Source organism: Arminella tubonensis (assembly GCF_003240585.1).
Classification (GTDB): domain Bacteria; phylum Pseudomonadota; class Alphaproteobacteria; order Rhizobiales; family Rhizobiaceae; genus Rhizobium; species Rhizobium tubonense.
Genome location: NZ_PCDP01000059.1, coordinates 63,956 through 89,147, shown reverse-complemented (window position 1 = coordinate 89,147; position 25,192 = coordinate 63,956). Strand labels below are relative to the sequence as shown.

Annotated in this window: 25 protein-coding genes and 1 tRNA gene; 16 read left to right on the top strand and 10 right to left on the bottom strand. The window is 60.0% G+C overall.

Translation table 11 applies throughout. From position 1 onward, the window contains the following. The first annotated feature begins 1 nt into the window (after position 1). The 5 genes from CPY51_RS24895 (at position 2) to CPY51_RS32905 (ending at position 5,757) form a co-directional block, all read left to right on the top strand. Positions 2-1,042, top strand: a complete 1,041-nt coding sequence (locus CPY51_RS24895; protein ID WP_111162899.1) for a branched-chain amino acid ABC transporter permease — start codon at positions 2-4, stop codon at positions 1,040-1,042. A gap of 96 nt (positions 1,043-1,138) precedes the next feature. Next, positions 1,139-2,473, top strand: a complete 1,335-nt coding sequence (locus CPY51_RS24890; protein ID WP_111162898.1) for an ABC transporter substrate-binding protein — start codon at positions 1,139-1,141, stop codon at positions 2,471-2,473. A gap of 86 nt (positions 2,474-2,559) precedes the next feature. Next, positions 2,560-3,357 (top strand): ABC transporter ATP-binding protein, encoded by a 798-nt coding sequence (locus CPY51_RS24885; RefSeq protein ID WP_111162897.1) that lies wholly within the window; start codon positions 2,560-2,562, stop codon positions 3,355-3,357. Between the two features lie 47 nt (positions 3,358-3,404). Further along, the gene (locus tag CPY51_RS24880; protein WP_111162896.1) at positions 3,405-4,652 is read left to right on the top strand and encodes an SfnB family sulfur acquisition oxidoreductase; all 1,248 of its coding nucleotides are present in this window, start codon (positions 3,405-3,407) and stop codon (positions 4,650-4,652) included. A 688-nt stretch (positions 4,653-5,340) separates the two neighbouring features. After that, on the top strand, positions 5,341-5,757 hold the full coding sequence (locus tag CPY51_RS32905; RefSeq protein ID WP_195909619.1) for a hypothetical protein: 417 nt from the start codon (positions 5,341-5,343) through the stop codon (positions 5,755-5,757). 120 nt (positions 5,758-5,877) lie between these two features. Here the strand turns inward: CPY51_RS32905 and CPY51_RS24865 are convergent. Continuing rightward, positions 5,878-5,954: transfer RNA gene (locus CPY51_RS24865), tRNA-Arg, on the bottom strand. A 94-nt stretch (positions 5,955-6,048) separates the two neighbouring features. Next, a complete protein-coding gene (locus CPY51_RS24860; protein ID WP_111162894.1) occupies positions 6,049-7,209 on the bottom strand; it encodes a M20 aminoacylase family protein in 1,161 nt (386 codons plus the stop codon). A 166-nt stretch (positions 7,210-7,375) separates the two neighbouring features. Between CPY51_RS24860 and CPY51_RS24855 the strand changes: the two genes are divergently transcribed. Further along, on the top strand, positions 7,376-8,542 hold the full coding sequence (locus CPY51_RS24855; protein WP_111162893.1) for a D-alanyl-D-alanine carboxypeptidase family protein: 1,167 nt from the start codon (positions 7,376-7,378) through the stop codon (positions 8,540-8,542). Between the two features lie 14 nt (positions 8,543-8,556). Then, complete coding sequence (locus CPY51_RS24850; RefSeq protein ID WP_111162892.1) at positions 8,557-9,708, top strand: CobW family GTP-binding protein; 1,152 nt, start codon at positions 8,557-8,559, stop codon at positions 9,706-9,708. 29 nt (positions 9,709-9,737) lie between these two features. Here CPY51_RS24850 and CPY51_RS24845 read toward each other — a convergent pair whose 3' ends face one another. From CPY51_RS24845 to CPY51_RS32900, 5 genes are all read right to left on the bottom strand, one after another. Then, a complete protein-coding gene (locus tag CPY51_RS24845; RefSeq protein WP_111162891.1) occupies positions 9,738-9,971 on the bottom strand; it encodes a sulfurtransferase TusA family protein in 234 nt (77 codons plus the stop codon). After that, positions 9,971-11,242, bottom strand: a complete 1,272-nt coding sequence (locus CPY51_RS24840) for a L,D-transpeptidase family protein (RefSeq protein ID WP_111162890.1) — start codon at positions 11,240-11,242, stop codon at positions 9,971-9,973. The genes CPY51_RS24845 and CPY51_RS24840 overlap by 1 nt, the downstream gene beginning before the upstream one ends. A gap of 251 nt (positions 11,243-11,493) precedes the next feature. Next, positions 11,494-12,447, bottom strand: a complete 954-nt coding sequence (locus tag CPY51_RS24835; RefSeq protein ID WP_111162889.1) for an acetyl-CoA carboxylase carboxyltransferase subunit alpha — start codon at positions 12,445-12,447, stop codon at positions 11,494-11,496. Positions 12,448-12,509: 62 nt separating this feature from the next. Then, on the bottom strand, positions 12,510-13,466 hold the full coding sequence (gene xerD, locus CPY51_RS24830) for a site-specific tyrosine recombinase XerD (RefSeq protein WP_111162888.1): 957 nt from the start codon (positions 13,464-13,466) through the stop codon (positions 12,510-12,512). Positions 13,467-13,479: 13 nt separating this feature from the next. Beyond that, on the bottom strand, positions 13,480-13,647 hold the full coding sequence (locus CPY51_RS32900; RefSeq protein WP_195909617.1) for a hypothetical protein: 168 nt from the start codon (positions 13,645-13,647) through the stop codon (positions 13,480-13,482). A 159-nt stretch (positions 13,648-13,806) separates the two neighbouring features. Between CPY51_RS32900 and CPY51_RS24825 the strand changes: the two genes are divergently transcribed. Genes CPY51_RS24825 through CPY51_RS24815 form a run of 3 tightly spaced genes read left to right on the top strand, consistent with a single transcriptional unit; the run spans position 13,807 to position 16,834 of the window. Then, complete coding sequence (locus CPY51_RS24825) at positions 13,807-14,397, top strand: shikimate kinase (RefSeq protein WP_111162887.1); 591 nt, start codon at positions 13,807-13,809, stop codon at positions 14,395-14,397. Beyond that, positions 14,394-15,527 (top strand): 3-dehydroquinate synthase, encoded by a 1,134-nt coding sequence (aroB, locus tag CPY51_RS24820; RefSeq protein ID WP_111162886.1) that lies wholly within the window; start codon positions 14,394-14,396, stop codon positions 15,525-15,527. The genes CPY51_RS24825 and aroB overlap by 4 nt, the downstream gene beginning before the upstream one ends. Beyond that, positions 15,524-16,834, top strand: coding sequence for an HlyC/CorC family transporter (locus CPY51_RS24815; RefSeq protein WP_111162885.1), 1,311 nt, complete (start codon positions 15,524-15,526; stop codon positions 16,832-16,834). The genes aroB and CPY51_RS24815 overlap by 4 nt, the downstream gene beginning before the upstream one ends. A 3-nt stretch (positions 16,835-16,837) precedes the next feature. Here the strand turns inward: CPY51_RS24815 and CPY51_RS24810 are convergent, their stop codons facing one another. Further along, positions 16,838-17,119: a BolA family protein gene (locus CPY51_RS24810; protein ID WP_111162884.1), complete on the bottom strand. Its 282-nt coding sequence runs from the start codon at positions 17,117-17,119 to the stop codon at positions 16,838-16,840. 108 nt (positions 17,120-17,227) lie between these two features. On the opposite strand from CPY51_RS24810, the gene CPY51_RS24805 reads away from it, so the two are divergent. From CPY51_RS24805 to CPY51_RS24790, 4 genes are all read left to right on the top strand, one after another. Then, positions 17,228-17,845 (top strand): J domain-containing protein, encoded by a 618-nt coding sequence (locus CPY51_RS24805; RefSeq protein ID WP_111162883.1) that lies wholly within the window; start codon positions 17,228-17,230, stop codon positions 17,843-17,845. A 315-nt stretch (positions 17,846-18,160) separates the two neighbouring features. After that, positions 18,161-19,150 carry a cobaltochelatase subunit CobS gene (cobS, locus tag CPY51_RS24800; RefSeq protein ID WP_111162882.1) on the top strand — a complete coding sequence of 330 codons (990 nt, stop codon included), beginning with the start codon at positions 18,161-18,163 and terminating at the stop codon, positions 19,148-19,150. Between the two features lie 16 nt (positions 19,151-19,166). Further along, positions 19,167-21,068, top strand: a complete 1,902-nt coding sequence (gene cobT, locus CPY51_RS24795; RefSeq protein WP_111162881.1) for a cobaltochelatase subunit CobT — start codon at positions 19,167-19,169, stop codon at positions 21,066-21,068. A 52-nt stretch (positions 21,069-21,120) separates the two neighbouring features. Beyond that, a complete protein-coding gene (locus tag CPY51_RS24790; RefSeq protein WP_111163218.1) occupies positions 21,121-22,119 on the top strand; it encodes an esterase-like activity of phytase family protein in 999 nt (332 codons plus the stop codon). A 72-nt stretch (positions 22,120-22,191) separates the two neighbouring features. Here CPY51_RS24790 and CPY51_RS24785 read toward each other — a convergent pair whose 3' ends face one another. Beyond that, complete coding sequence (locus CPY51_RS24785; RefSeq protein ID WP_111162880.1) at positions 22,192-22,827, bottom strand: queuosine precursor transporter; 636 nt, start codon at positions 22,825-22,827, stop codon at positions 22,192-22,194. Between the two features lie 114 nt (positions 22,828-22,941). Further along, positions 22,942-23,238, bottom strand: coding sequence for a 50S ribosomal protein L28 (gene rpmB, locus CPY51_RS24780; protein WP_111162879.1), 297 nt, complete (start codon positions 23,236-23,238; stop codon positions 22,942-22,944). 244 nt (positions 23,239-23,482) lie between these two features. Between rpmB and CPY51_RS24775 the strand changes: the two genes are divergently transcribed. Further along, a complete protein-coding gene (locus CPY51_RS24775; protein WP_111162878.1) occupies positions 23,483-24,253 on the top strand; it encodes a DUF3108 domain-containing protein in 771 nt (256 codons plus the stop codon). A 42-nt stretch (positions 24,254-24,295) separates the two neighbouring features. Beyond that, positions 24,296-25,189, top strand: coding sequence for an aromatic amino acid exporter YddG (yddG, locus tag CPY51_RS24770; protein WP_111162877.1), 894 nt, complete (start codon positions 24,296-24,298; stop codon positions 25,187-25,189). Positions 25,190-25,192: the final 3 nt, after the last annotated feature.

Sequence of the window (25,192 nt, the reverse complement as noted above, 5' to 3'; positions counted from 1 at the left end):
CATGTCCGCCATTGCCGCCAATCTCCCGACGCTTCAACGCTTTCCGACCTGGATCGCACCGGCAATCCTGCTCGCCGTCGCCTATCTGGGCGTGCCTTTCATCGGAACCAACTATCTGTTCGAGGCAATCCTCCTGCCGTTCCTGGCCTTGAGCCTTGCCGCCCTGGGGCTGAACATTCTGACCGGATATGCCGGACAGGTGTCGCTCGGAAGTGCCGCATTCATGGCCGTCGGCGCCTTCGCCGCCTATAATTTCAACCTGCGGATTGCAGGCCTGCCGCTAATCGTCACGATCCTGCTTGCCGGTTCGGCTGCCGCCCTCATCGGTATCGTCTTCGGCCTTCCGAGCCTCCGTCTCAAAGGCTTCTATCTTGCCGTATCGACCCTTGCGGCGCAGTTTTTCGTGCAGTGGGCCCTGACGAAATTCAGCTGGTTCTCGAACGATTCCGCCTCCGGTGTTATCGACGCACCGGCTCTGTCTATCGCCGGGGTTTCTTTCAACGGCCCCATCGGTCGATACCTCTTTGCTCTGACAGTCGTCGTTGTCGTGACCTCTCTTACACTTCGGCTGGTCGGATCGCAGACCGGGCGAAACTTCATTGCCGTGCGCGATAACGAGACCGCCGCCAGGATCATCGGCGTCCCGGTCCTGAAGACGAAGCTGCTCGCCTTTTCAATCTCGTCGTTCATCATCGGCATCGCCGGCGTGCTCTGGGCCTTCACCTATCTGAGAACCGTCGAACCGGCCGGCTTCGATCTCGACCGCTCGTTTCAAATCCTCTTCATCATCATCATCGGAGGCTTGGCTTCGATCCGCGGCGCGTTCTATGGAGCCGCATTGATCGTGGTCTTTCCGCTGATCCTGTCGCGGATAGGATCCTTCCTGCTCGGCGATATCTTTGATTCAGGTGTGCTCGACATGAGCCAGCGCGTCATCCTCGGCGCCCTGATCATCCTGTTCCTCATTCTCGAGCCGGATGGCCTGGTGGCGCTAGGCGACAGGAGCCGAGCGCGTATCGGCGCAGTTTTCAGGCGATTGTGACTGCCAGCTCTATCGGCATCCGCACAAGACGAACTCAACTTTCAAACTCAACCAAAGACCGGTGCCTCACCGGTCCATACCAGAGGTGTGTCCAAAATGACGATCTTCAACAAACTCAAACTGGCAGCGATGGCGACAGGCATCGCAATGGCGATGGGGCTCCCGGCCGCCCATGCCGACGAGCAGTATTTTCCTCTGCAGAGCTACCGGGTTGGACCGTACGCGGCCGGCGGAACCGGATTTTTCGGAGGCTTCATCGATTATCTCAATCTCATCAACACGCGCGACGGCGGCGTGAACGGCGTCAAATTGACGTGGGACGAGTGCGAGACGCAGTACGAGGTGGAGCGCGGCGTCGAATGCTATGAACGCCAGAAAAGCCACCCGAACGCGGCGGCCTGGAATCCACTTTCCGTCGGTATCGCCTATGCGATGATCGACCGCGTGACGAAGGACAAAGTCCCGCTCATCACCATCAACCATGGTCGCACCGATTCCACCGACGGCCGCGTTTTCCCCTATGTCTTTCCGTTGCTGCTCAACCCGTACAGCGAGAGCTCGGGCATCGTGAACTACATCGCCTCCAAGCTCGGTGGACCTGAGAACCTCAAGGGCAAGAAGATCGTCGTGCTCTATCATGGCTCGCCCTATGGCAAGGAAACCATCCCGATCTATGAGCTGCTTGCAAAGAAGTACGGCTTCGATCTGCAGCAGATCGAGGTGCCTCATCCCGGCAACGAGCAACAGTCGCAGTGGCTGACGATACGCCGCGCAAAGCCGGACTATGTCGTGCTCCGCGGTTGGGGTGTGATGAACCCCGTCGCGCTCAAGACAGCGGCAAAGGTCGGCTTCCCGGTTGACCACATCGTCGGCAACGTCTGGTCGAACTCGGAAGAAGACGTCATCCCGGCCGGTGAGGCCGCCAAGGGCTACACCGCGATCACCACGCAGGCATCGGGCGCCGAATACCCTGTCGTCAAGGAGATCGTCAAAACCCTCTACGACAACGGCAAGGGCAACCTGCAGGACAAGGGCCGCATCGGCTCCGTCTATCACAACCTCGGTATCGTCAACGGCATCCTCAATGTCGAAGCCATCCGGATTGCCCAGGCGAAATTCGGTAACCGCACGCTGACCGGAGACGAGGTGCGCTGGGGCTTCGAGCATCTGCAGCTTGACCCCGCCCGCGTCGAGGCCCTGGGCGCCAAGGATCTGTTCCACTCGATCGACGTCACCTGGGACAATCACGAGGGCAATGGCTACGTCACCTTCCAGCAATGGGACGGCAAGAAGTGGAACGTGGTCTCCGACTGGATCGCGCCGGATTGGGCCTTGCTGCGGCCCATCATCGAGAAGTCGTCGGAAGCCTATGCCAAGGAAAAGGGGATCACCTTGCGAACGGCAGCGGATTCTCGGAACGCGACGAACTAGTCGCTGCGGCCTGCATTCAGGCCGGACGGGCTCCTCCCGTCCGGCTCTTTTGATAGCCGCAATCCTCGAACCCGATGGGAAGTAGCATGAGCAACGATGACGTCATCCTCGCGGTCACTGATCTGAAGGCGACCTACAATCATGCGGTTTCGGCGCTGCATGGCGTCAACCTGATGCTCAAGCGCGGCGAGATCGTTGCGCTACTCGGGGCAAATGGCGCCGGCAAATCGACGACATTGAAGGCGATTTCAAACCTGCTGCCAGCCCAGCGGGGACAGATCACCGCTGGCAGCATCCTCTTCGAGGGCGTCGACGTCAGAAAGTCTGCGGCATCCGACCTCGTGCGCGCCGGGCTCGTGCAGGTGCTCGAAGGCAGGCATTGCTTCCCGAGCCTGTCGGTGGAGGAAAACCTGATTTCCGGAGGGCTGGGCCGAGGCAGCAGCCGAGCGGAACTTGCCGAGGACCTGGACAAGGTCTACGCGCATTTTCCGCACCTCAGGGAAAAACGGCGGGCGCTTTCGGGCCTGACATCCGGCGGTGAACAGCAGATGACGGCGATCGGCCGGGCGCTGATGTCACGTCCACGGCTGCTTGTGCTCGACGAGCCGTCGATGGGGCTTGCGCCATTGGTGGTCCAAGACATCTTCAAGACTTTGCGCAGGCTGAACCGGGAAACGGGCTTGTCGATCCTGGTCGCCGAACAGAACGCCGCCATCGCCCTGAAATATGCCGATCGCGCAACAATCCTGGAGAACGGCATCACGGTTCTTTCCGGCCAGGCGGCTGAGCTCGGTGAACGGGACGATGTGAGAGCCTTCTATCTCGGACAAAAGACCATCCCTGGTGCGCGCAGCGTTCCAGCCCAACCCGCAACGGCTGTTTGAATACCCATGGCCAACCATCAACTCAGCCATCAACAAGGAGACGCCTAGTGACCCTATCGCCCGTCAACACCGACAATGCCGCGAAGGCGGTGCCGGCATTTCCGCGGCCAAATGTAGCTGCGCACATCATCAAGGATGACGCGGAGGCGATCACAATTGCCAAGGCACTGGCCGCCGAGTTCGTCAAGGACTCTGCCCGGCGCGACAGGGAGCGCATCTGGCCTGTCGCCGAGCTGGACGCCTTCTCCCAAAGCGGATTGTGGTCGATCAATGTTCCCAAGGCGTTTGGTGGCCCTGATCTCTCCTATGTGACGCTTGCCAAGGTGATCGAAATCATCTCGGCTGCCGACTCTTCGATCGGGCAGATCGCGCAGAACCACCTCGGCGTCGTCGCGGCCATCCGCACCGTCTCGGACGAAGACCAGCAAAAACTGCTGTTTGGCGAGGTGCTGAAGGGCACGCGTTTCGGCAACGCCTTCTCGGAATTCGGATCGAAGCGCGCTGTGGACTTCGAAACCCGGTTTACAGATGGTGGCGACCACGTCGTCGTCAGCGGGCAGAAATTCTATTCGTCCGGCGCGTTGCTCGCCCATCTGGTGCCGATCGTGGCGCTTGATGACCAGGGTCGTGCCTGGTATGCGATTGCCGAGCGTGATGCGCCGGGCCTGACTGTCATCGACGACTGGTCGTCTTTCGGCCAGCGCACGACTTTGTCCGGAACGGTGCTGCTCGACAATGTGAAAGTTCCGAAGAGCCATCTGGTGCCTGGCTACAAAGGCTATGAGGTGCCCACTGCCGACGGCGCGATTTTCCAGATCATCCAGGTCGCGGTCGACACCGGCATCGCTCAGGCGGCGATAGACGAAACGGTGAATTTTGTTCGCACGAAGAGCCGCGCCTGGGTCGATAGCGGAGTCGAAAATGCATGGGACGATCCCTATACCATCCAGGCGATCGGCGACCTGACGCTCCGTCTGCACGCGGCGCAGGCGCTATTGGAAAAGGCGGGGCGTGCCATCGACCGGGCCGTGATCGACCCGACGGCGGAGACCGTGGCCGAAGCGCAGATTGTCACCGCCGAAGCCAAAATCCTGTCGACGGAAATCGCCATCGCCGCGACGAACAAATTGTTCGAGCTCGCGGGGACACGTTCCACCCTTGCCGAACACGGGCTCGACCGCCACTGGCGCAATGCGCGAACCCACACGCTTCACGATCCGGTGCGGTGGAAATATGCCATTCTCGGCAAGTATTTTCTCAATGGCGAAAAACCGCCGCTTCACGCTTGGAGCTGAAGCATCGAAGATGCCCGCGCCTGTAATCACAGGCGCGGGCATATCGCTTTGAGTGGCATCGCGTGCCATCAGTCCGTATCCTATCGAGGTGCGTCATCTGTACTTCAACGGGGCCGGCACTTCCTGGAATTGAGGTTTTGGTTCGGGAACGAACTAATAAAGTTGCGGCACCTCACGCCAAGAGCCTCTCTTGCTTATGAGATTCTTATGAAATCTCGAGGTTCTCGCAATGGAAATCCTACGTGCTCAAGCATAAATCAGGTCGGGCTTGACGTTCGCAGCTGATGCCAACGACGCGAGCCACAAGGCTCACGCAGGTGAGGCGAACGTGGCGAGAGAGGATTTTCATGAAGCCCCAGACGAAGCCATTCCTGGTAGAAATCAAATTGTCTCGTCGGATCAAGAGGTCTGGCGCAAAGCCAAATTGGCTTGAGGTTGCTCCAGCCCAACTAGCCGAAGAGCGTTCCGACTGCACCTCCGATGATCTTCGTCAGGAGATCGGTGAGGCTGCTGACGAGATACAGAGCTTGGAGCGCATGAATATCGATGTCCACACGTCCCGCGATTGAACACGACCCTATGTCGCTATCGACGGACTGTCGGCGCGTCGTCAAAGAACTCCCCCAGCTAGAACAGTATTTGCTCGCTCGTAGCGGGCGTGAACTCGTCAGACGGAAATTTGCCTCCCATGGTGAGCCGAAATCTACCCTTTGAATATTTTGTACTCGACAGGCCTCGATATGAGGGCGCGGTTATCGGCTATCTTGCCAGCCAACCTATTCGCGACGTCGCAATCGATGCCGCTGGTCATCGATATCGATTTGCCGGTCTAGCCAGTCGGGATGGCAACGGGCGTCTTGATGTCGGGTGTCTTGAAGCCGGCGAATGGATCGTTCTGCCGAACCTTGTGTACACCGGAGATGCGCGATCGCCTCGAAGAGATGGCGCAAGCCTGAAGCGGCGCTTTTCGGTCCGAGTCCTTGCAGCCTCCGGCATCGGCGTCTCCATGACCCTGCTCGATCTCCTCTATGCCAGAATCTGTTCCAGTGGCGACCTGACCTTCCTCGCCATGCTTTCGTTCGGCAACGGTTTCGGTGGGCAGTGACGAAGCGCAGTCTCTCAAGGCGCCCTCCGAATACGGCACACGAACAGACGAATGGGAACGCCATCGGATCGTGCAGCAGCAGATCGATCGACTAACGATTGTTTCTATTGGGGTGGTTGATGGTGATCTCGACGCGATTCGAACGCGTGACCCCCAGATTAGGAATCTGGTGCTCTATCCTGCTGAGCTACGAGACCACTTGACAGCATCCATACAAAAGCAGGGCCTTGAAGCCAAGCCTTTTTGCGTGGCGATGACAATAAGGCTTGGGAAGGCTTGGGCGTCTTTTGTTCAGGCGTCGAGGCGTTGTTCGGCGAGGCGGACCCAATAGGAGATGCCGTGGGCGATGACCTCGTCGTTGAAGTCGTAGGCGGCGTTGTGAAGGCCCGCAGTATCTCCGTTGCCAACGAAGATGAAGGCGCCTGGCCGGGCGTTCAGCATGTAGGAAAAGTCTTCGCCGCCCATCATCGGGTCGATTTCGGCGTTGACGTTCGCCGCGCCGGCGATGTCACGTGCGGCAGCGGCTGCGTGGTCGGTCTCGGTGGCGTGATTGAAGGTGACGGGGTAGTTGCGGTGGTAGTGGATATCGGCCTCCGCTCCGTGTGTTGCCGCGATGCCGTTGACGATCTGACGCAGGCGCTGTTCGGCGAGATCGCGAACTTCCGGGTCCAGCGTACGCACGGTCCCGGCAAGAGCAGCCTCGTCGGGGATGACATTGTGAGCGAAGCCAGCGTTGAACTTCGTGACCGACACGACCACTGAGCGCAGTGGATCGACGGTTCGCGAGGCAATGAGCTGGAGATTGGACACTATCTGCGCGCCGATCGCGATCGGGTCGATGGTCTTGTGCGGCTGCGCTGCGTGGCCACCCTTGCCCTTGATCGTCACGCTGAATTCGTCGGTCGCTGCCATGATGGCGCCCTTACGGATGGCGAAATGGCCGACCGGCAGTCCCGGCAGATTGTGCATGCCGTAGACCTCCTCGATGGCGAAACGTTCCATCATGCCATCCTTGACCATGACGTTGCCGCCGCCGCCGCCCTCTTCGGCGGGCTGGAAGATCACCGCGATATTTCCATTGAAATTGCGGGTTTCCGCCAGGTATTTCGCGGCCCCAAGCAGCATAGCCGTATGCCCGTCATGGCCGCAGGCGTGCATCTTGCCCGGCGTGGTCGAAGCCCATGGCTTGCCGGAAATTTCGGTCATCGGCAACGCATCCATATCGGCGCGCAGGCCGACGGTGCGGCCGTCGCCCTTGCCGCGGATCAGGCCGACCACGCCGGTGCGGCCGATGCCTGTCACGACCTCGTCAACGCCGAATTCCTGAAGCTTGGCCGCAACGAAAGCGGCGGTGTTTTCCACCGCAAACATCAATTCCGGCCGCGCATGGATAAAGCGGCGCCACTCGGTCACTTCATCCTGCAGTTCCGCGGCTCTGTTCAAAATAGGCATGCTGGACTTTCCTGCTGCTCAATATTCGTCTGGGCTCAGGCGACCGCTCATCACAAGTCTGTGATGTCTTTTGAAATAAACTGGCCGTTCGCCTTTGCCATCTCATAGCCATATAGGTTAAATAAGTGCGGCTTTCGAGAAAAATCCGGACATTGAAGGACAGACCGTGCCAACGAAGCAGAATCGTATGTTAGTCGCCTTGCGGCTCATCCCTCTTGCCGCTGTAGCATCCGCGCTTTTCCTGTCGGTGGCGCCGGTGGCAATGGCCAATCCGCATATCCTGGTCGATGTCAGTACGGGGCGCGTCCTTGAGCATGAGGAAGCATTCCGCAAGTGGTACCCCGCGTCGCTGACCAAGCTGATGACGGTCTATACGACATTCCGAGCGATCCAGGCGGGTCAGGTTTCGCTCGACACGCCTGTGGTGATGACCAAGCATTCCTCCGCGCAGCCGCCGGCAAAAATGGGCTTCAAGCCGGGACAGAAATTGACGCTCGACAATGCTCTGAAGATGATGCTGGTTAAATCCGCCAACGATCTTGCCATGGCGATCGCCGAAACGGTCGGCGGTTCGGAGCAGGGCTTCGTGGCGCGGATGAATTCGGAAGCCGCCCGGCTCGGCATGACGTCGTCGCATTTCATCAATCCCAATGGTTTGCCCGGCAAGGGCCAGTATACGACTGCGCATGATCTTGCCGTCGTCGCGGTGGCGCTGCGCCGCGAGTTTCCGCAATATGCCAGCTATTTTGCGCTGGAAGGCTTCACCAACGGCGTCAAGGAAGTCCCGAACATCAATCTGCTGATCGGCCGCTTCGACGGCGCCGACGGCATGAAGACCGGCTTCATCTGTGCTTCCGGGTTCAACCAGATCGCATCCGCCACCCGAAACGGCCGGACGCTGATTTCGGTCTACCTCGGCACCGACAGTCTCGCGGCACGTGCAGACGATAGCGCCAACCTGCTGGAAAAGGGATTTACATCGCAATTCCCCGGCAATGACACCTTGCAGACCCTGAGACCCTACGGCCCCGGCCAGGATCAGGTTGCGGACATCACCGCCGACATTTGCAGCGCCAAGGGCGCGCATGCGCGCAGCGAAACGCGCGACGAAACCGGTCGAATGAAGGTGCTGTCCCCCTATATTCACGAGATGACGCATACGCCGAATTTCGTCTATGCCACGCTGATCGGCGGCCAGAATGCGGCACCTGCGGGCGGCGACAAACTGGCAGCCACCGGCGGCAACGCAACTGCAGCCACCGCTGGCAACGCGCCTGCCGCATCGGGGGACGTCGTCGACGTGCCGATCCCGCTCCCTCGCCCGACCTATTGATCGGATCAAAAGCCATGAGCAAGATGCTGGAAAAGGTTCCGGTCACGATCCTGACCGGCTTCCTCGGAGCGGGCAAGTCGACGCTTTTGAACCGGATTCTCAAGGATCCAGACATGCGCGATGCGGCTGTGATCATCAACGAGTTCGGTGATGTCGGCATCGATCATCTTCTGGTGGAGAGCTCGGGCGATTCGATTATCGAACTTTCGGACGGATGCCTTTGCTGCACGGTGCGCGGCGAGCTGGTCGATACGCTGGCGATGCTGATGGACAATATGCAGACTGGCCGTATCCGGCCATTGAAGCGCGTTGTCATCGAGACGACGGGACTTGCAGACCCGGCGCCGGTCATGCAGGCGATCATGGGCAACCCAATCATCGCCACCAACTTCGATCTCGACGGCATGGTGACGGTGGTCGATGCGGTCAACGGACTGCAGACGCTCGACAATCACGAAGAAGCGCGCAAGCAGGTGGCAGTCGCCGACCGGCTGATCGTTTCGAAGTCGGAAATGGATGGCGCCGTGCCTCTCGCCGAGCTTGAGGCGCGGCTAAGATCGCTCAATCCGCGTGCGCCCATACTGGATGCCGGCGCAACCGAGGCCGGAAGGGCGTCGATCCTGGTCAACGGACTTTACGATCCGGCGTCGAAAATCGCGGATGTCGGTCGCTGGTTGCACGACGAGATGGCGCTCGATGCGCATGATCACGGCCATCACCACGGTCATCATGACCACGAACATGACGACCACCATCACAACCAGAACGCACACGACGTCAACCGGCATGACGGGTCCATTCGCTCGTTCTCGATCGTCGAGAGCCAGCCGATAGATCCGATGGCGTTGGAAATGTTCATCGACCTGCTGCGCTCGGCACATGGCGAGCAGCTGCTGCGCATGAAGGCGATCGTCGCGCTCTCCGATAAGCCGGATCGGCCCGTGGTGCTGCATGGTGTGCAGAATATCTTCCACGCGCCGGTGCGCTTGCCGGCCTGGCCTGACCCTTCCGATCGACGAACGCGAATGGTCATCATCACAAAGGACCTGCAGGAAAGCTTCGTGAAGGATCTGTTCGACGCCTTCCTCGGCAAGCCGCGGGTCGATACGCCCGACAGGGCGGCGCTCGAAAACAATCCGCTCGCCATTCCCGGCATGCGTCTCTGACGCAGCCCGGGATGCGTCTCTGACCGCGATCAGCCTTTGCGGATTATGAAGCGGTGACCGGTTTCGGTTTTCGCGCTCTCAAGCAATTCGTGCTGGTCTTCCCGACACAAATGCGGAATGTCGATCACCGCGAGCGGATCGCTGGTCTCTACAGTCAGCGTTTCGCCCTTCTGCAGCGACGCGAGGCGTTTTTTAGTCTTGAGAACGGGGAGGGGACATTTCAGTCCTCGCAAGTCGAAGACTTCAGCGTCAAGCCGGGCCATTATTCCTTGGCCCAGAATTTCCAGAATGGCGGCTTCTTCGGGGGCAGGTTCTGCGCGGTTTCAACAGGCGCCTGCGCGTAGGCAAGCGGATTTTCCGTCGGCACGGGCACGTTTGCTGGGATTGCGGCCGCGGCCAGCGTCGGCGCGTCGCCCGCAGCAGGACCTGCCGTCTGCGCGCCGATGTTGCCTGTCGTCGTGCGGATGCTGCCGGTCATGCCCGCCATCGCGGTCGGCGACGTCGTCGGCAGGTTCGATTGCCGCGCCATCAGCGTCTCGAGTTCCGTGACCTTCATCATCTTGCCGGCGGCAAGGGCGCTGCCTGTCGGTGCATAGGCAAGATCGTGGCCGGCGCGTTGCTTTGCAACGATGGCCTTGCGTTCCGCCTCGGTCGGATCGTACCAGGCGACGTCGCTGTATTTCTTCATCGCCCTGTCGTAGTCGGCCTGATAGTCCTTGTCGTAGGCGGCCAGAGCCACGGTCAGGGCCGGCGGCGTGGACATGGCAGGGCATTTTCCGGCCGGGCTGAACGGTCCGTCGGACTGCTGGTTGAAGACGTATTTCTTTTCGCAGACCTCGACTTCCGGCGGGCGCTTGGTCACTTCGAAATTGTCGTAGCCGACCTTCAGCATCTTCCAGAAATCGTAATTCGGGCTGAGACGATGGCGGACCATGTTTTCCGCCGTCATGCGAAAGGGGAACGCTTCCAGCTCGATGGACTTCTGGCCGCCCTTGAAGGCGTCGCGGGCGAAGGCATAGATTTCGAGAACCTGCTGGTCGGTCATCGAATAGCAGCCTGATGACGAGCAGGCGCCATGGATCATGAGGTTTGCACCGCTGCGGCCATTTGCTGCGTCGTAGCGGTTCGGGAAGCCGGTGTTGATAGCGAGATAGTATTTGGAATTCGGGTTGAGATTGGCGGGGCTGAGATTATAGAAACCTTCCGGCGCCTGCCTGTCACCTTCTTTTACCTTCGGGCCGAGACGCCCCGACCATGCGCAAATCTTGTATTCAGCGATCTTGTCGAAGCGATTGTTGGTCTTTGCCTTCCAGATCTCCATCACGCCCTCTTCCTTGAGGATGCGGATCATGATCGGCGAATTGCGGTCCATGCCCCTCTTGGACATGTCGGCCAGGATATGGTCGGGAAGCGGTTGTTCCACCTTGTTCTTGACCGACGACAGGTCGACAGACGTCGCTGAATCAAGCGTGTCATTGCAGCCGGCAAGGGCCAGCGCCATCAGCGTTACATAGGCAAGGTGACGGAAGCGCATTGCGACTGGGCCCACAGACTAGAAACGTGGCCACGAAACCCTCATCGTGACCTGATCGAACGAAGCAGAATCATAGGCGAATTATACTGAATAATTCCTTACCAGCCTATGTCGTGCTCGCGGCCAGGCCGCAAGCATTTCTTTGTCACAAAGCCCTTGGATAACATCATTGTGGCCAAGGTTTGGCCTCAATGTCGATTGCTTCGACCTCGGATCGTGAAAAAGTGCTCTTTTCGAACTTAAACCATCAGCTAGAGATTGCGACCAATGGCGAGGTATTTCTGACGGCGATCACTGCGGATCTGGTCGCGCGAGCGGCCGGAGAACTCGCCTAAGGCATTGGCGATGACGTCGCCGGTCGCGGCTATGACGCTACTGGGATCGCGATGTGCGCCGCCCAATGGTTCGGGAATAATGCCGTCGATGACGCCGAGAGACTTCAGGTCCTCTGCTGTGATCTTCATGTTGGTCGCGGCTTCCTTGGCGCGGGTGGGATCGCGCCAGAGAATGGAGGCAGCCCCTTCCGGAGAAATGACGCTATAGATCGAATGCTCGAGCATATAGACGCGATTGCCGGTTGCGATCGCGATCGCGCCGCCTGATCCGCCTTCGCCGACGACGACGGATATGATCGGCACCCTCAGATTGAGGCACATTTCGGTGGAGCGGGCGATAGCCTCGGCCTGGCCACGCTCTTCTGCGCCGACGCCCGGATAGGCGCCTGCGGTATCGATCAGCGTGATGACGGGGAGATCGAAGCGGTCGGCCATTTCAAGCACGCGGATGGCCTTGCGATAGCCTTCGGGTCGGGCGCTGCCGAAATTGTGCTTCAGCCGCGTCTTGGTATCGCTGCCTTTTTCCTGGCCGATGACGGCGACGGGCTGACCGCGGAAACGGGCGAGGCCCGCCTGGATTGCCGCGTCCTCGGAGAATTTGCGATCGCCGGCGAGCGGCGTGAATTCCTCGAACAAGGCGGCGGAATAGTCGACGAAATGCGGGCGCTGCGGATGGCGCGCCACCTGCGTCTTCTGCCAGGCATTGAGCTTGGAATAGATATCGAGCATGGCCTCGCGAACGCGAACCTCCAGCCTGCCAACTTCGTCCGACGTGTCGATGCTCTCGTCTTCGAGCGCAAGCTTCTTCAACTCGTGAATCTTGCCCTCGAGATCCGAGATTGGTTTTTCGAAATCGAGATAGTTGTGCATGAGGTGCGTTTCCGATCCTTTTGCGCGGGCAGGCTTTGGCGCTCCTGCCTTTGTTGCCGGTCCTAATCGTGTTTTTTGGCCTGTTTGGCAAGGGGGTGATGCGTTTGCACCAGCTGGTGAAGGCGTTCTTCCAACACATGCGTGTAGATTTGTGTTGTTGAAATGTCCGAATGGCCCAGCAGTTCCTGCACGACGCGCAGATCGGCGCCGTTTTGAAGCAGGTGGCTGGCAAAGGCGTGGCGCATGACATGCGGCGATATCAGCGATGGCGTCAGCCCGGCGCGGATCGCAAGATCCTTGAGATCGCGGGCGAAGACCTGGCGTGGGAGATAGCCTTCCTTCGACGACGAGGGGAAGAGCCACGGGCTTTCCGGAGGCGCCTCCTTGAGGGCTGCGAGTTGGGCTGCCTGCATCCGACCATAGGCCTTGATGGCTGAAATCGCGGAATGCGAAAGAGGCACGAGGCGCTCCTTGTTGCCCTTGCCTTTGATCATCAGAAAGCGGCCCTCCTGATCCAGTACCTTGGCGGGCAGGGAGACGAGCTCGCTGACGCGCATGCCAGTGGCATAAAGCAATTCCAGCAGCGCCAGCATCCGCAGGCGTTGCAACTGGTTAGGGCCCGAGAGGGCTGCTTCCTGCTCGGCCTGGGTCAGAAGTCGCGTCACTTCGTCGACGGCCATGATTTTCGGGAGCGGGCGACCCTTTTTCGGGGCGTCGAGGATGCCGGTCGGGTCGTCGGTGCGCAGGCCTTCCGCGTAGAGGAACTTGTAGAACTGGCGCATGGCGGAAAGGCGCCTTGCCTGCGAGGATGCCTTGAACCCCTGGCGTGCGAGGCCGGAGAGATAGGCACCGAGGTCGCTCGAAACCGCTTCGGTCATGCGAACGCTGCGTTCGCTGAGGAAACCGTGCAGGTCGTCGAGATCGCGCTCGTAGGATTGCAGCGTGTTGACCGCGGCTCCACGTTCCGCGCTCATCATCTCGAGGAAGGCTTCCATGTGGGCGCGGCCGAGATCTCTCATCATTCCGTTCCCGTCACTTCTGAACGGTGCCGGTCGGCTGCGGATTGACCCGCTCGGACGGAAGGCGGATCGTCACGTCGCGCTGCTTGGGCTCGACGAAGGTCGCGAGTGCCCACATCGCCCCATAGATCGATCCGGCGATGACCGCGCAGACGACAAGGAAACGAAACAGGGTGGGCATTCATTGGTCTCCTCGAGTTGGATCAGTAGGTTCAACGCTACATTAAACGGTAGAAACAAGCCTTAGTCTAAGGATATTGCAGTCCTGTTTACGCCGCGGCGACTTGACGCTCCCGGTGCATTTGACGATACCGTTTGCAAACAAACTGTGAATGGACCGATGAGTGAAACAGTCCTGACCCTTGGAGAGAGCCTCAGAGACAGAGCGCGTGCCGCGCTTGGGTCGCGAAATCTCATTCTCGTCGGTCTCATGGGCGCCGGAAAGTCCTCGATCGGCCGACTGGTTGCCTTGCAGCTCGGAGTGCCTTTCGTCGATACGGATGCCGAAATCGAGCGGGTATCGCGGATGTCGGTGGCGGAACTGTTCGCCGCCTATGGCGAGGACGAGTTCCGTTCCCTGGAGGCCCGGGTAATCAAGCGTCTGCTCAAAGGTGGGCCGCGCGTGGTATCTACCGGCGGTGGCGCCTTTGTCAATGATCGTACGCGTCGGCATATCAAGCGCGGCGGTTTTTCCGTCTGGTTGAAGGCGGACCTCGACGTCTTGTGGGAGCGGGTCAACAAACGCGATACGCGCCCATTGCTCAAGACGGAGAATCCGAAGCAGACGCTCGAAAACCTGATGAATGCCCGCTATCCGATCTACGGCGAAGCCGATCTTACCGTGATCTCCCACGACGTGAACAAGGAGACGATGGCGAAGGAAGTCCTTCTCGCCGTCATCGATGCATTGAAAGAGAGTAAAGGTCCATGAATGCGATCGTTTCCGCTCCGGCCGCACGCCTCGTGCATGTGCCCCTCGGCGAGCGGGCCTACGATATCCTGATAGGCTCCGGCCTGATCGAACGGGCAGGGCATGAGATCGCCGCGCGGCTGAAGGGTCGGAAAGCCGCAATCGTCACCGACGAGAATGTTGCGCCGCTCTATCTGGACGCGCTCGTCGCCAGCCTTGAGGCAGCCGGCATCGTGTCCGCAAGCCTGGTTCTGCCGGCTGGCGAGAAGACAAAGAGCTTCGAACATCTGATGACGGTCTGCGATGCGGTGCTTGAAGCCAGGATTGAGCGAAATGATGCGGTGATCGCCCTTGGCGGCGGCGTCATCGGCGATCTCTCGGGCTTTGCGGCCGGGATCGTGCGGCGCGGCCTGCGGTTTGTTCAGGTGCCGACCTCGCTGCTGAGCCAGGTGGATTCCTCCGTCGGCGGCAAGACGGGGATCAATACCCGGCACGGCAAGAACCTCGTCGGCGTGTTTCATCAGCCCGACCTGGTTCTCGCGGATACCGATGTGCTCAACACGCTGAGCGACCGGGAATTCCGCGCCGGCTATGCCGAGGTGGCGAAATATGGATTGATTGACAAGCCGGATTTCTTTGCCTGGCTCGAGGCCAACTGGAGACAGGTCTTTGCAGGTGGGGTGGAACGCGCCGAAGCGATCGCTACCAGTTGCCAGGCGAAATCGGATGTCGTCGTTGCCGACGAACGCGAAAACGGGCCACGGGCACTCCTCAATCTCGGTCATACCTTCGGTCACGCACTCGAGGCGGCCACGGCCTATGACAGCCGCCGGCTGGTTCATGGCGAAGGTGTTGCGATCGGCATGGTGCTGGCACACGAATTTTCCGCTCGGCTCAACCTTGCAAGCCCCGATGATGCGAAGCGGGTGGAGGCGCATCTGAAGACGGTGGGCCTGCCGACGCGAATGGACGATATTCCGGGCGATCTGCCGCCTGCCGAAGTGCTGATGGACGCGATCGGCCAGGACAAGAAGGTCAAGGGCGGCAAGCTCACCTTCATCCTCACCCATGGCATCGCCCAATCCTTCGTGGCAGATGATGTCCCATCTTCCGAAGTCCTGAGCTTCCTCAAGGAAAAGCATCCGCGATGACGTTTGAAGGCACGCTCGCCACCTTGGTTGCATACTGGCCGCAAATTCTTTCCATCGCGGCGCTGGTCCTGTTCTCGGCCTTTTTTTCGGGCTCGGAAACCGCACTCACGGCAGCTTCGCGAAGCCGAATGCACACGCTCGAAGCCAATGGTGAAGAGCGGGCCGGTATTGTACGCGGCCTGATCGAGCGTCGCGACCGGCTGATCGGCGCGCTGCTGATCGGCAACAATCTTGCCAACATCCTGTCATCGTCGATCGCGACCAGCCTGTTCCTCGGCCTGTTCGGCAGCTCTGGCGTGGCGCTGGCGACGCTGGCGATGACAGTCATCCTGGTCATCTTCGCAGAAGTGCTGCCGAAAAGCTGGGCCATTTCGGCGCCGGACCGCTTCGCGCTCAATGTCGCGCCGTGGGTTAGGGCTTTTGTCGCTGTCGTCGGTCCGCTTTCGAGCTTCGTCAACGCCATCGTGCGCCGCATCCTCGGACTTTTCGGCATTAATCTTTCGAAGGAAGTGCCGATGCTATCGGCGCATGACGAACTGCGTGGCGCGGTCGATTTTCTCCATCGCGAAGGCTCCGTCGTCAAGGCTGATCGGGATCGCCTCGGCGGCGTGCTCGATCTCGGCGAACTCGAGCTTTCAGATATCATGGTTCATCGAACGTCAATGCGGGCGATCAATGCAGACGACCAGCCAGAGGTCGTGGTGCGCAATATGTTGGAGAGCCCCTATACCCGGATGCCGCTCTGGCGTGGGACGATCGATAACATCATCGGCGTCGTCCACGCGAAAGATCTGCTGAGGGCGCTTGCCGAGCCAAACGTGGAGCCGGAAAATCTGGACATCGTCAAGATCGCGCAAAAGCCCTGGTTCGTGCCTGACAGCACCAATCTCGAAGACCAGCTCAATGCCTTCCTGCGGCGCAAGCAGCATTTCGCCGTCGTGGTCGACGAATATGGCGAGGTGCAAGGCATCGTGACGCTGGAGGATATTCTGGAGGAGATCGTCGGCGACATCGCCGACGAGCACGATCTCGATATCCAGGGCGTGCGCCAGGAAGCGGACGGATCGATCGTTGTCGACGGCGTCGTGCCCATTCGCGACTTGAACCGGGCACTGGACTGGGACCTGCCGGACGAGGAGGCAACTACGATCGCAGGGCTTGTCATCCACGAATCGATGACGATCCCGGAAGAGCGGCAGGCCTTCACTTTCTACGGCAAGCGCTTCATCGTCCTGAAGCGCGAGAAGAACCGTATCACCAAATTGCGCATTCGCCCCGCGGAGTCGGAAGACAGCAAGCCGGAGTAAGGTCTACCAGCGAACAGCTTCCCCTGGTGCTGCAGGTTCGATGGCCAGCGCATGCAAGCCTGCATCCAGTTCGGGCTTCAGCAGTTCGGTGATCGCGCGGTGTCTTGCAAGCCGAGGCATTCCCGCGAATTTTTCCGAGACGATCCTGACGCGCATATGGGTTTCGCCGGCGCCGGTAATGTCGGGATGATGGCCGGCGTGCTGCTGGCTCTCATTGATGACCATGAGCCGTTCCGGCGCGAAGGCCTGCACCAGTTTTTCTTCTATGCTTGATTGAACCGACATTTTCAGTTCCCGTCGACGTCTTGTTGATGAGAAACGGATCACAAAGCCTGCAACATTCTCGTTTGTCAATTCTTGTTGTCGGGGTCCGCCAGCCCCATAATTAGCGGCATGGGACTTGATTCAAAATTCTTCGATGGCATTCGTACCCGGCGCCGGCGGCCGCCGGAACCCGAGCCTGCGGATCCGACCTGCCAATGGGACGGCTGCGAAAAGCAGGGCGTGCATCGTGCTCCGGTCGGACGCAATGCCGAAGGTCAGTTCTTCTTGTTCTGTTTCGAACACGTCAAGGAATACAACAAGGGCTACAACTATTTCTCCGGCCTCTCCGACAACGAAATCGCGCGATATCAGAAGGAAGCGATCACCGGCCATCGTCCTACATGGACCGTGGGTGTCAACAAGGCGGCGCGGAACAGCCCGCTGCACTCCGATATTCGCTCCGGGGCCAGCTCTCGTTTTCGCGATCCGTTCGGGTTCGTTGCCGAGGGACGCGGCAAAGGGCCGCGCTTCGAGACGCAGGCTCCCAAACTCAAATCACTGGAGGCCAAAGCCTTCGGAACCATGTCCTTGGCTGCCAATGCGACCCCAAAAGAGATAAAAAGCCGCTACAAGGAGCTGGTCAAGAAGCATCATCCCGACGCAAACGGTGGCGACCGCGGTTCGGAGGAACGGTTTCGCGAGGTGGTGCAGGCCTATCAATTGTTGAAGCAGAACGGTTTTTGTTAGTCGGTCTCCTTGAGTTCGGATTTGGATAAGGTATGGTCCGGATCGGCCGGGATTGCTGGGCGACCAAGGTGTCAGCTTGCGCATTTGTCTCTTGGATCCAGCGCCGACCTTCCGGACGCGACGTTTCTTGTCCGGGACTTTGTCTAGAATGCTCGCAGGCGCACCATCGGTCGCATCGAGGTTTTGCTTCAGTCCCGGAGAAGAATCGCCGACGTCCTGACGTATCTGGACGGGTGGTTGCCCTCCCGTCGCGATACGGTCGCGAAATGGACATGACAATGCGGTCGGGTGAGGATCACCCGCCTTGGAGACACGATGAGTAAGATTGATCTTGATTATTCCGAATTGCCGGACACAACCGTTTCCGTCCGGGAAGCTTTTGGCATCGATTCCGACATTCGCGTTCCTGCCTACAGCAAGGGCGACGCTTATGTCCCGGATTTCGATTCGGATTACCTTTTCGACCGTGATACCACGCTCGCGATCGTCGCCGGTTTTGCCCACAACCGCCGCGTCATGATCTCCGGCTATCACGGCACCGGCAAATCATCGCATATCGAGCAGGTCGCTGCCCGCCTGAACTGGCCATGCGTGCGTATCAACCTCGACAGCCATGTCAGCCGTATCGACCTCGTCGGCAAGGATGCGATCGTCGTCAAGGACGGAATGCAGATCACCGAATTCAAGGACGGCATTCTTCCCTGGGCCTATCAGCACAATGTCGCGCTGGTGTTCGACGAGTATGACGCCGGCCGGCCTGACGTGATGTTCGTTATCCAGCGCGTGCTGGAATCCTCCGGCCGCCTGACGCTGCTCGACCAGAGCCGGGTCATTCGTCCGCATCCGGCTTTCCGCCTGTTTGCGACCGCCAACACGATCGGGCTTGGCGATACGACCGGGCTTTATCACGGCACGCAGCAGATCAACCAGGCACAGATGGACCGCTGGTCTATCGTTACCACGCTGAACTATCTGCCACATGAGAACGAAGTGAATATCGTGTTGGCGAAGGTGAAGTCCTTCCGCACCACGGCTGGCCGCGAGACGGTATCGAAGATGGTGCGTGTTGCCGACCTTACGCGCGCCGCCTTCATGAACGGCGACCTGTCGACCGTCATGAGCCCGCGTACTGTCATCACCTGGGCGGAAAATGCAGAGATTTTCGGCGATGTCGCCTTTGCGTTCCGCGTCACCTTCCTCAACAAGTGCGACGAGCTGGAGCGGCCTCTGGTCGCCGAGCATTACCAGCGCGCCTTCGGTGTCGAGCTGAAGGAAAGTGCCGCCAATATTGTGCTGGAAGCCTGAGAAAGACTGATCGGTCATGACGGGTCGTGGAGACAATCTGAAAGCGAAGCCGGGTGCTCCGATCGACATGGAGCCGTTGCGTCGGGCGATCAGCGGCTGCGTGCGCTCGATCGCCGGCGACAGCGAGGTCGAGGTGGCTTTCGCCAGCGAACGCCCCGGGATGACCGGCGAGCGGATTCGCCTGCCCGAGCTTTCGAAGCGTCCGACGGCGCATGAACTGGCGGTGACGCGCGGTCTCGGCGATTCCATGGCGCTGCGCCTTGCCTGCCACGATGCCCGCCTGCACGCGACAATGTCACCGCAGGGCGCCGATGCCCGCGCGATCTTCGATGCCGTCGAGCAGGCGCGTGTCGAGTCGATCGGCGCGCTCCGGATGAGCGGCGTTGCTGCCAACATCAACTCGATGAACCTCGAGAAATATGCGAAGGCGAATTTCTCCGGCATCGAGCGCCAGGAAGATGCGCCGATCGGCGAAGCGATGGCGATGATCATCCGCGAGAAGCTGACCGGCCAGAAGCCCCCGGCAACGGCAGGCAAGGTGCTGGACCTCTGGCGTCCTTTCATCGAGGACAAGACCTCCGGCGCGCTCGACGCTCTCCCGTCCGCCATTCATGACCAGCAGGCCTTTGCGAAGGCTATTCGCAACGTATTGTCGGCTATGGAAATGGCCGAGGAATACGGCGACGACGATATGGAGCCGGATTCCGAAGAGAACTCCGAGGAAAACGAACAGCCCGACAGCGACGACCAGAGCCAGGACGAAGTCGAGGACGACGCCGGTTCCGATGCGGCGCCCGCCGAGGACAGCGAGACGTCCGAAGAGCAGATGGAAGACGGCGAGATGGACGGCGCCGAGATTTCCGACGACGACATGACCGACGAGGGTGAGGACGATTCGGAAACGCCGGGTGAGACTCGCCGTCCGAACACGCCCTTTGCCGACTTCAACGAGAAGGTCGATTATCGGGTCTTCACCGAGGAATTCGACGAGATCGTCACCGCCCAGGAGCTTTGCGACACCGTCGAGCTGGAGCGGCTACGCGCCTTTCTCGACAAGCAGCTCGCCCACCTCCAGGGCGCGGTCGGACGGCTCGCAAACCGCATGCAGCGGCGCCTGATGGCGCAGCAGAACCGGTCCTGGGATTTCGATCTCGAGGAAGGCTATCTCGACAGTGCCCGCTTGACACGGATGATCATCGATCCGATGCAGCCGCTATCCTTCAAGATGGAGCGCGACACCCAGTTCCGCGATACCGTCGTGACGCTGCTGATCGACAATTCCGGCTCGATGCGCGGCCGGCCGATTACGGTCGCTGCCACCTGCGCCGACATCCTGGCGCGCACGCTGGAGCGTTGCGGCGTCAAGGTCGAGATTCTCGGCTTTACCACCAAGGCCTGGAAGGGCGGGCAGGCGCGCGAGAAGTGGCTTGCCGGCGGCAAGCCGCAGACGCCAGGCCGCCTCAACGATCTTCGCCACATCATCTATAAGTCGGCCGACGAACCGCTGCGCAGGGCACGAAGCAATCTCGGCCTGATGATGCGCGAGGGCCTGCTCAAGGAAAACATCGATGGCGAGGCGCTGATCTGGGCACATAACAGGCTTCTTGCGCGCAGCGAACAGCGGCGCATCCTGATGATGATCTCGGACGGCGCGCCGGTCGACGATTCGACGCTGTCGGTCAATCCGGGCAACTATCTGGAGCGGCATCTGCGTGCCGTGATCGAACAGATCGAGACCCGGTCTCCCGTCGAGCTGCTGGCCATTGGTATCGGCCATGACGTAACCCGCTATTATCGTCGCGCCGTCACCATTGTCGACGCCGATGAACTGGCAGGCGCCATGACCGAGCAGCTCGCATCGCTGTTCGAGGACCAGTCGCAGCAGCCTCGGGGCGGCCGCCGACGCCGTGCCGGCTGACGATTATTCCGTGTCGGCCATCCGGTCGATGCGTCTCATCCCGAGAGACCTGATGAAGCGACTTTGCCGCGTATCCATGCTGGCCGTGCTCCTTACCGGCTGCGTGTCCGCCGGAGGGCCGACTGCAGGGGGTGCGGCTGCGATGCGGGCCACGCAGATCTCCACTTTCCGGTTTGGCTCCGACCAGACGAAGTTCGGCGATCTCGAATTCCTTGGCGGTCTGCGGCTAAGCTCCGGCAACGATCTCTTTGGCGCAGCCTCTGCGATCCGCTTTCGGCCGGACCATCAGCATTTCGTATCGGTGCTCGATACGGGGCATTGGTGGACCGGCGCGATCGAGCGTGGCGATGATGGCAGGCTCAAGGGCATATCGGATGCGACGATCACGCCGATGATCGACCGCTTCGGGATGACGCATGAGGGCAAGGGCGCGATGGACGCGGAAGGCCTGGCCCTTCGTGGCGACAGCGTCCTTGTCAGCTACGAGCAGGACCATCGCGTCGATATCTATCCCGATCCGGGTTTCGAGACAGCGTCGCCGACAGGGTCGATCCCCATCCTGATGCGTCGGAGCGAGCTGCGTGGCAATCAGAGCCTTGAAGCGTTGATGATCGCTCCTGCGGGCAGTCCGCTTGCAGGAGCGGCCGTGCTCGTCACCGAGCGTAGCCTCGACCGTGATGGAAACATGCTTGCCGCTGTGCTGGACGGTCCGCGGAAGGGGCGTTTCACCGTTCGCCACTATGACGACTTCGATGTCAGCGACGGTGTCTTCCTGCCCGACGGCGATCTGTTGCTGATGGAGCGGCGTTTCGATCTGGCCCATGGCATCGGCATGCGGCTGCGCCGAATTGCAGGCGGTGACATCAAGCCCGGCGCCCTGGTCGACGGCAAGGTCATCTTCGAGGCCAATGCCGATGATCAGATCGACAACATGGAGGGCATCGATGCCTTCCGCGCCGAAGACGGCACGATCCACGTCATCATGGTTTCCGACGATAACCACTCGATCCTGCAGCGCAGCCTGATGCTCGAATTCCGGTTGAAAGACTGAGGAAACATTGTCGGCATAGCAAAGCCCGCGAGGTTGGTCGCGGGCTTCCAAATCTCTGCGTCAGTCTATCCGTCAGGCGGCCCGCACCGGCTGCATTGGCTTCAGGACGTTCATCAGGGCGCCGTAGGGCAGCAGCATGACGAGGCCAACGAGGACCTTGACGGAGAAGTCGCCGATCGCCCAGGAAATCCAGCGTGGTGCTTCCGTGGCGAAGATGCCGAGGATGGGGGCTTGCTCCAGTGCGAAAGGTGTATTTGCGCCGAGGAAGACGAAGAATGCCGCGAAGGACAGCGAGAAGAACATCACCGTGTCCAGAGCCGAACCGACCAAGGATCCGACGAGCGGCGCCCGCCACCAGGCTTGGCGGCGCAAGCGGTTGAACAGCGCGATGTCGAGCAGCTGGCCGGCGAGATAGGCGGATCCGGAAGCGATCGCGATGCGCGGGACCGAGGTGAAGAACGATAGCGCGATGCCGACGACAAAGCCGGCAAAGACGACCTTGCGGGCTGTCGTGGGGCCGAACTGTCGATTGGTCAGGTCGGTGATCAGGAAGGCGACCGGATAGGTGAATGCGCCCCAGGTCAGGATGTCGCCCAGCTGGATGCCGGCGATTTCGCCGTTCAGCGGGAACTGGACGAGAAAATTGGAGGCCACGACGACGAGCGTCATCAGGGCAACGTAGATGGGGAAATAGCGGTTCTTGAGCATTTTTTTATCCTGGGAGATGCCACCAGTTAAAGGAACTGAGCAAAGGAAAAGGCTTGACCGGAGATTATCCGTGCAAGCCTTTCGAAGCTCGTATGACGTCAGATCGCTAAAAGCTTATGCAGCTGCAGTTTCTGCGGTCTTCTTGACGATCTGGCGGCGCAGCAGGCGGGCGCGCATGCTGAGATTGGTTTCGGTTGCCTTCAGGAGGAAAGCGTCGAGACCGCCGCGATGTTCGACCGTACGAAGGGCTGCAGCGGAAACGCGCAGACGATAGCGCTGGCCGAGAGCGTCGGAAATCAGCGTCACGTTGCACAGGTTCGGCAGGAACTTGCGCTTGGTCTTGTTGTTGGCGTGGCTGACATTGTTACCCGTCAGGACGGCCTTGCCGGTCAATTCGCACATGCGGGACATGGTACACCTATTTTATTTTTGTCTGCCATTGGAAAGCCTTGCCGGCAAAACCGGGTTCGCGATCCAACAGGCCATGATTGGAAAGTTGCGGTTCTATAGTCAGGCAGACCGGCCGCGTCAAGTCAAACCTTGGCCAAACCGTGGGCTTTCCCGCAATTCGGTCAAAAAGCTCGTGTTGTCTGCCCGTCGCAGGCAGGGCATAAAGCCCCTATATATGCTGCCTGACCGTTCATGAAGGCTACTCATGTCGCATTTTGGAAAATGTCTTTTGATCATGGCTTTGGCGACTTTTGCGCCCGTCCTTTTGCATGCCGAGGAATTACGACATGAAACGGCCTATCGCGTTTCTCTTGCCGGCATTCCGATTGCCCGTGCCGATTTCCGTACCGATGTCGTCGACAAGCATTTCACCATCAAGGGCGAGGTCAATTCTTCCGGCCTTGCGGATCTTGTAACCACCATCGAGGCACATGCAAACATTTCGGGTCTCGTAGGGACAAACCGTTTCGAGACGGATCGCTACACGCTGGATTATACCAGCGGCCGCAAGCACCACATCTACGACGTCGTCTACAAGGACGGCAACGTCACCTCGAGCACGACGACGCCGGAACCGCGGCGGCCGAATAACTGGATCCCCGTCGCCGAAGGCGATCTTCGCTCTGTGCTGGACCCGATCTCCGGCCTGATCTTTCCGGCCAATATCAATATCTGCGCCCAGACGCTGCCAATATACGACGGCGAAACGCGGATGGACTTGAAGCTTTCCCCGAAAGGATCGCGTCCGTTTTCAACAGATGGTTTCCACGGCATCACCACCGTCTGCGGTGTCCACTTCACCGCCAAGGGCGGCTACAAGAAGAGCCGTACGGATTTTGATTACCTCAGCAAGAGCAACGACATGGAAATCTGGTTTGCCAAGGCAGAGGCGATGAATGTATACGCTCCGGTCTATGTCCGCATCCCGACCAAGTACGGGACGGTGACGATAACGGCGGTGAAATACGGCAGCTGACCGGGTCGACCCCGGCATCTACTTTGAAAGCAGGGGGATAGCGTGAAGCTGCGGGCGACTTTGACGGGGTTCACCGCCATCCTGATGTGGTCGTTTCTGGCGCTGTTCACTGCCGCATCCGGCAAGATTCCGCCATTTCAGCTTTCCGCCATCTGCTTTGCCATCGGCAGCGTGCCCGGCATCGTCGTCCTCATCCTCAAGCCAGAGAGACTGGTGCTGTTGCGCCAGCCCGCCAAGGTCTGGATCGTCGGCATCGCCGGATTGTTCGGCTATCATTTCCTGTATTTTACGGCGCTTCGGAACGCGCCGGCGGTCGAGGCAGGCTTGATCGCCTATCTCTGGCCCTTGCTGATCGTCGTCGGGTCGGCGCTTCTGCCGGGAGAGCGGCTGCGCTGGTATCACGTGGCCGGTGCCATCGCAGGTCTCGCCGGCACGGTCCTGATCGTCGGCCGCAACGGCTTTCATTTTGACGGCGCCTATGCAGTCGGCTATGGCGCCGCATTCCTCTGCGCCTTCACATGGTCCGGCTATTCGCTGCTGACCCGCCGCTTCGACGCGGTCTCGACCGACGTCGTCACCGGCTTCTGTCTCGCGACATCGGTGCTGTCGCTGATCTGCCATCTGGGCCTCGAAGCCACGATCTGGCCCGAGACGATCTTCCAGTGGATTGCAGTTGTGGGCCTCGGGCTGTTCCCGGTAGGCGCTGCTTTTTATGCCTGGGACTACGGCGTCAAGAACGGCGATATTCAGATCCTCGGCGCGGCCAGTTACGCCGCACCGCTATTGTCGACGCTGATCCTGACGCTGTTCGGCTTTGCCGAGCCAAGCTGGGGGATTGCCGGGGCCTGTCTTCTGGTCACCGGCGGCGCCGTTCTTGCCGCTCACAGGATGATCCTGCGGCGCTCGTCCGAACAGCAGATCGCCGGGGCCGAGTAAGAA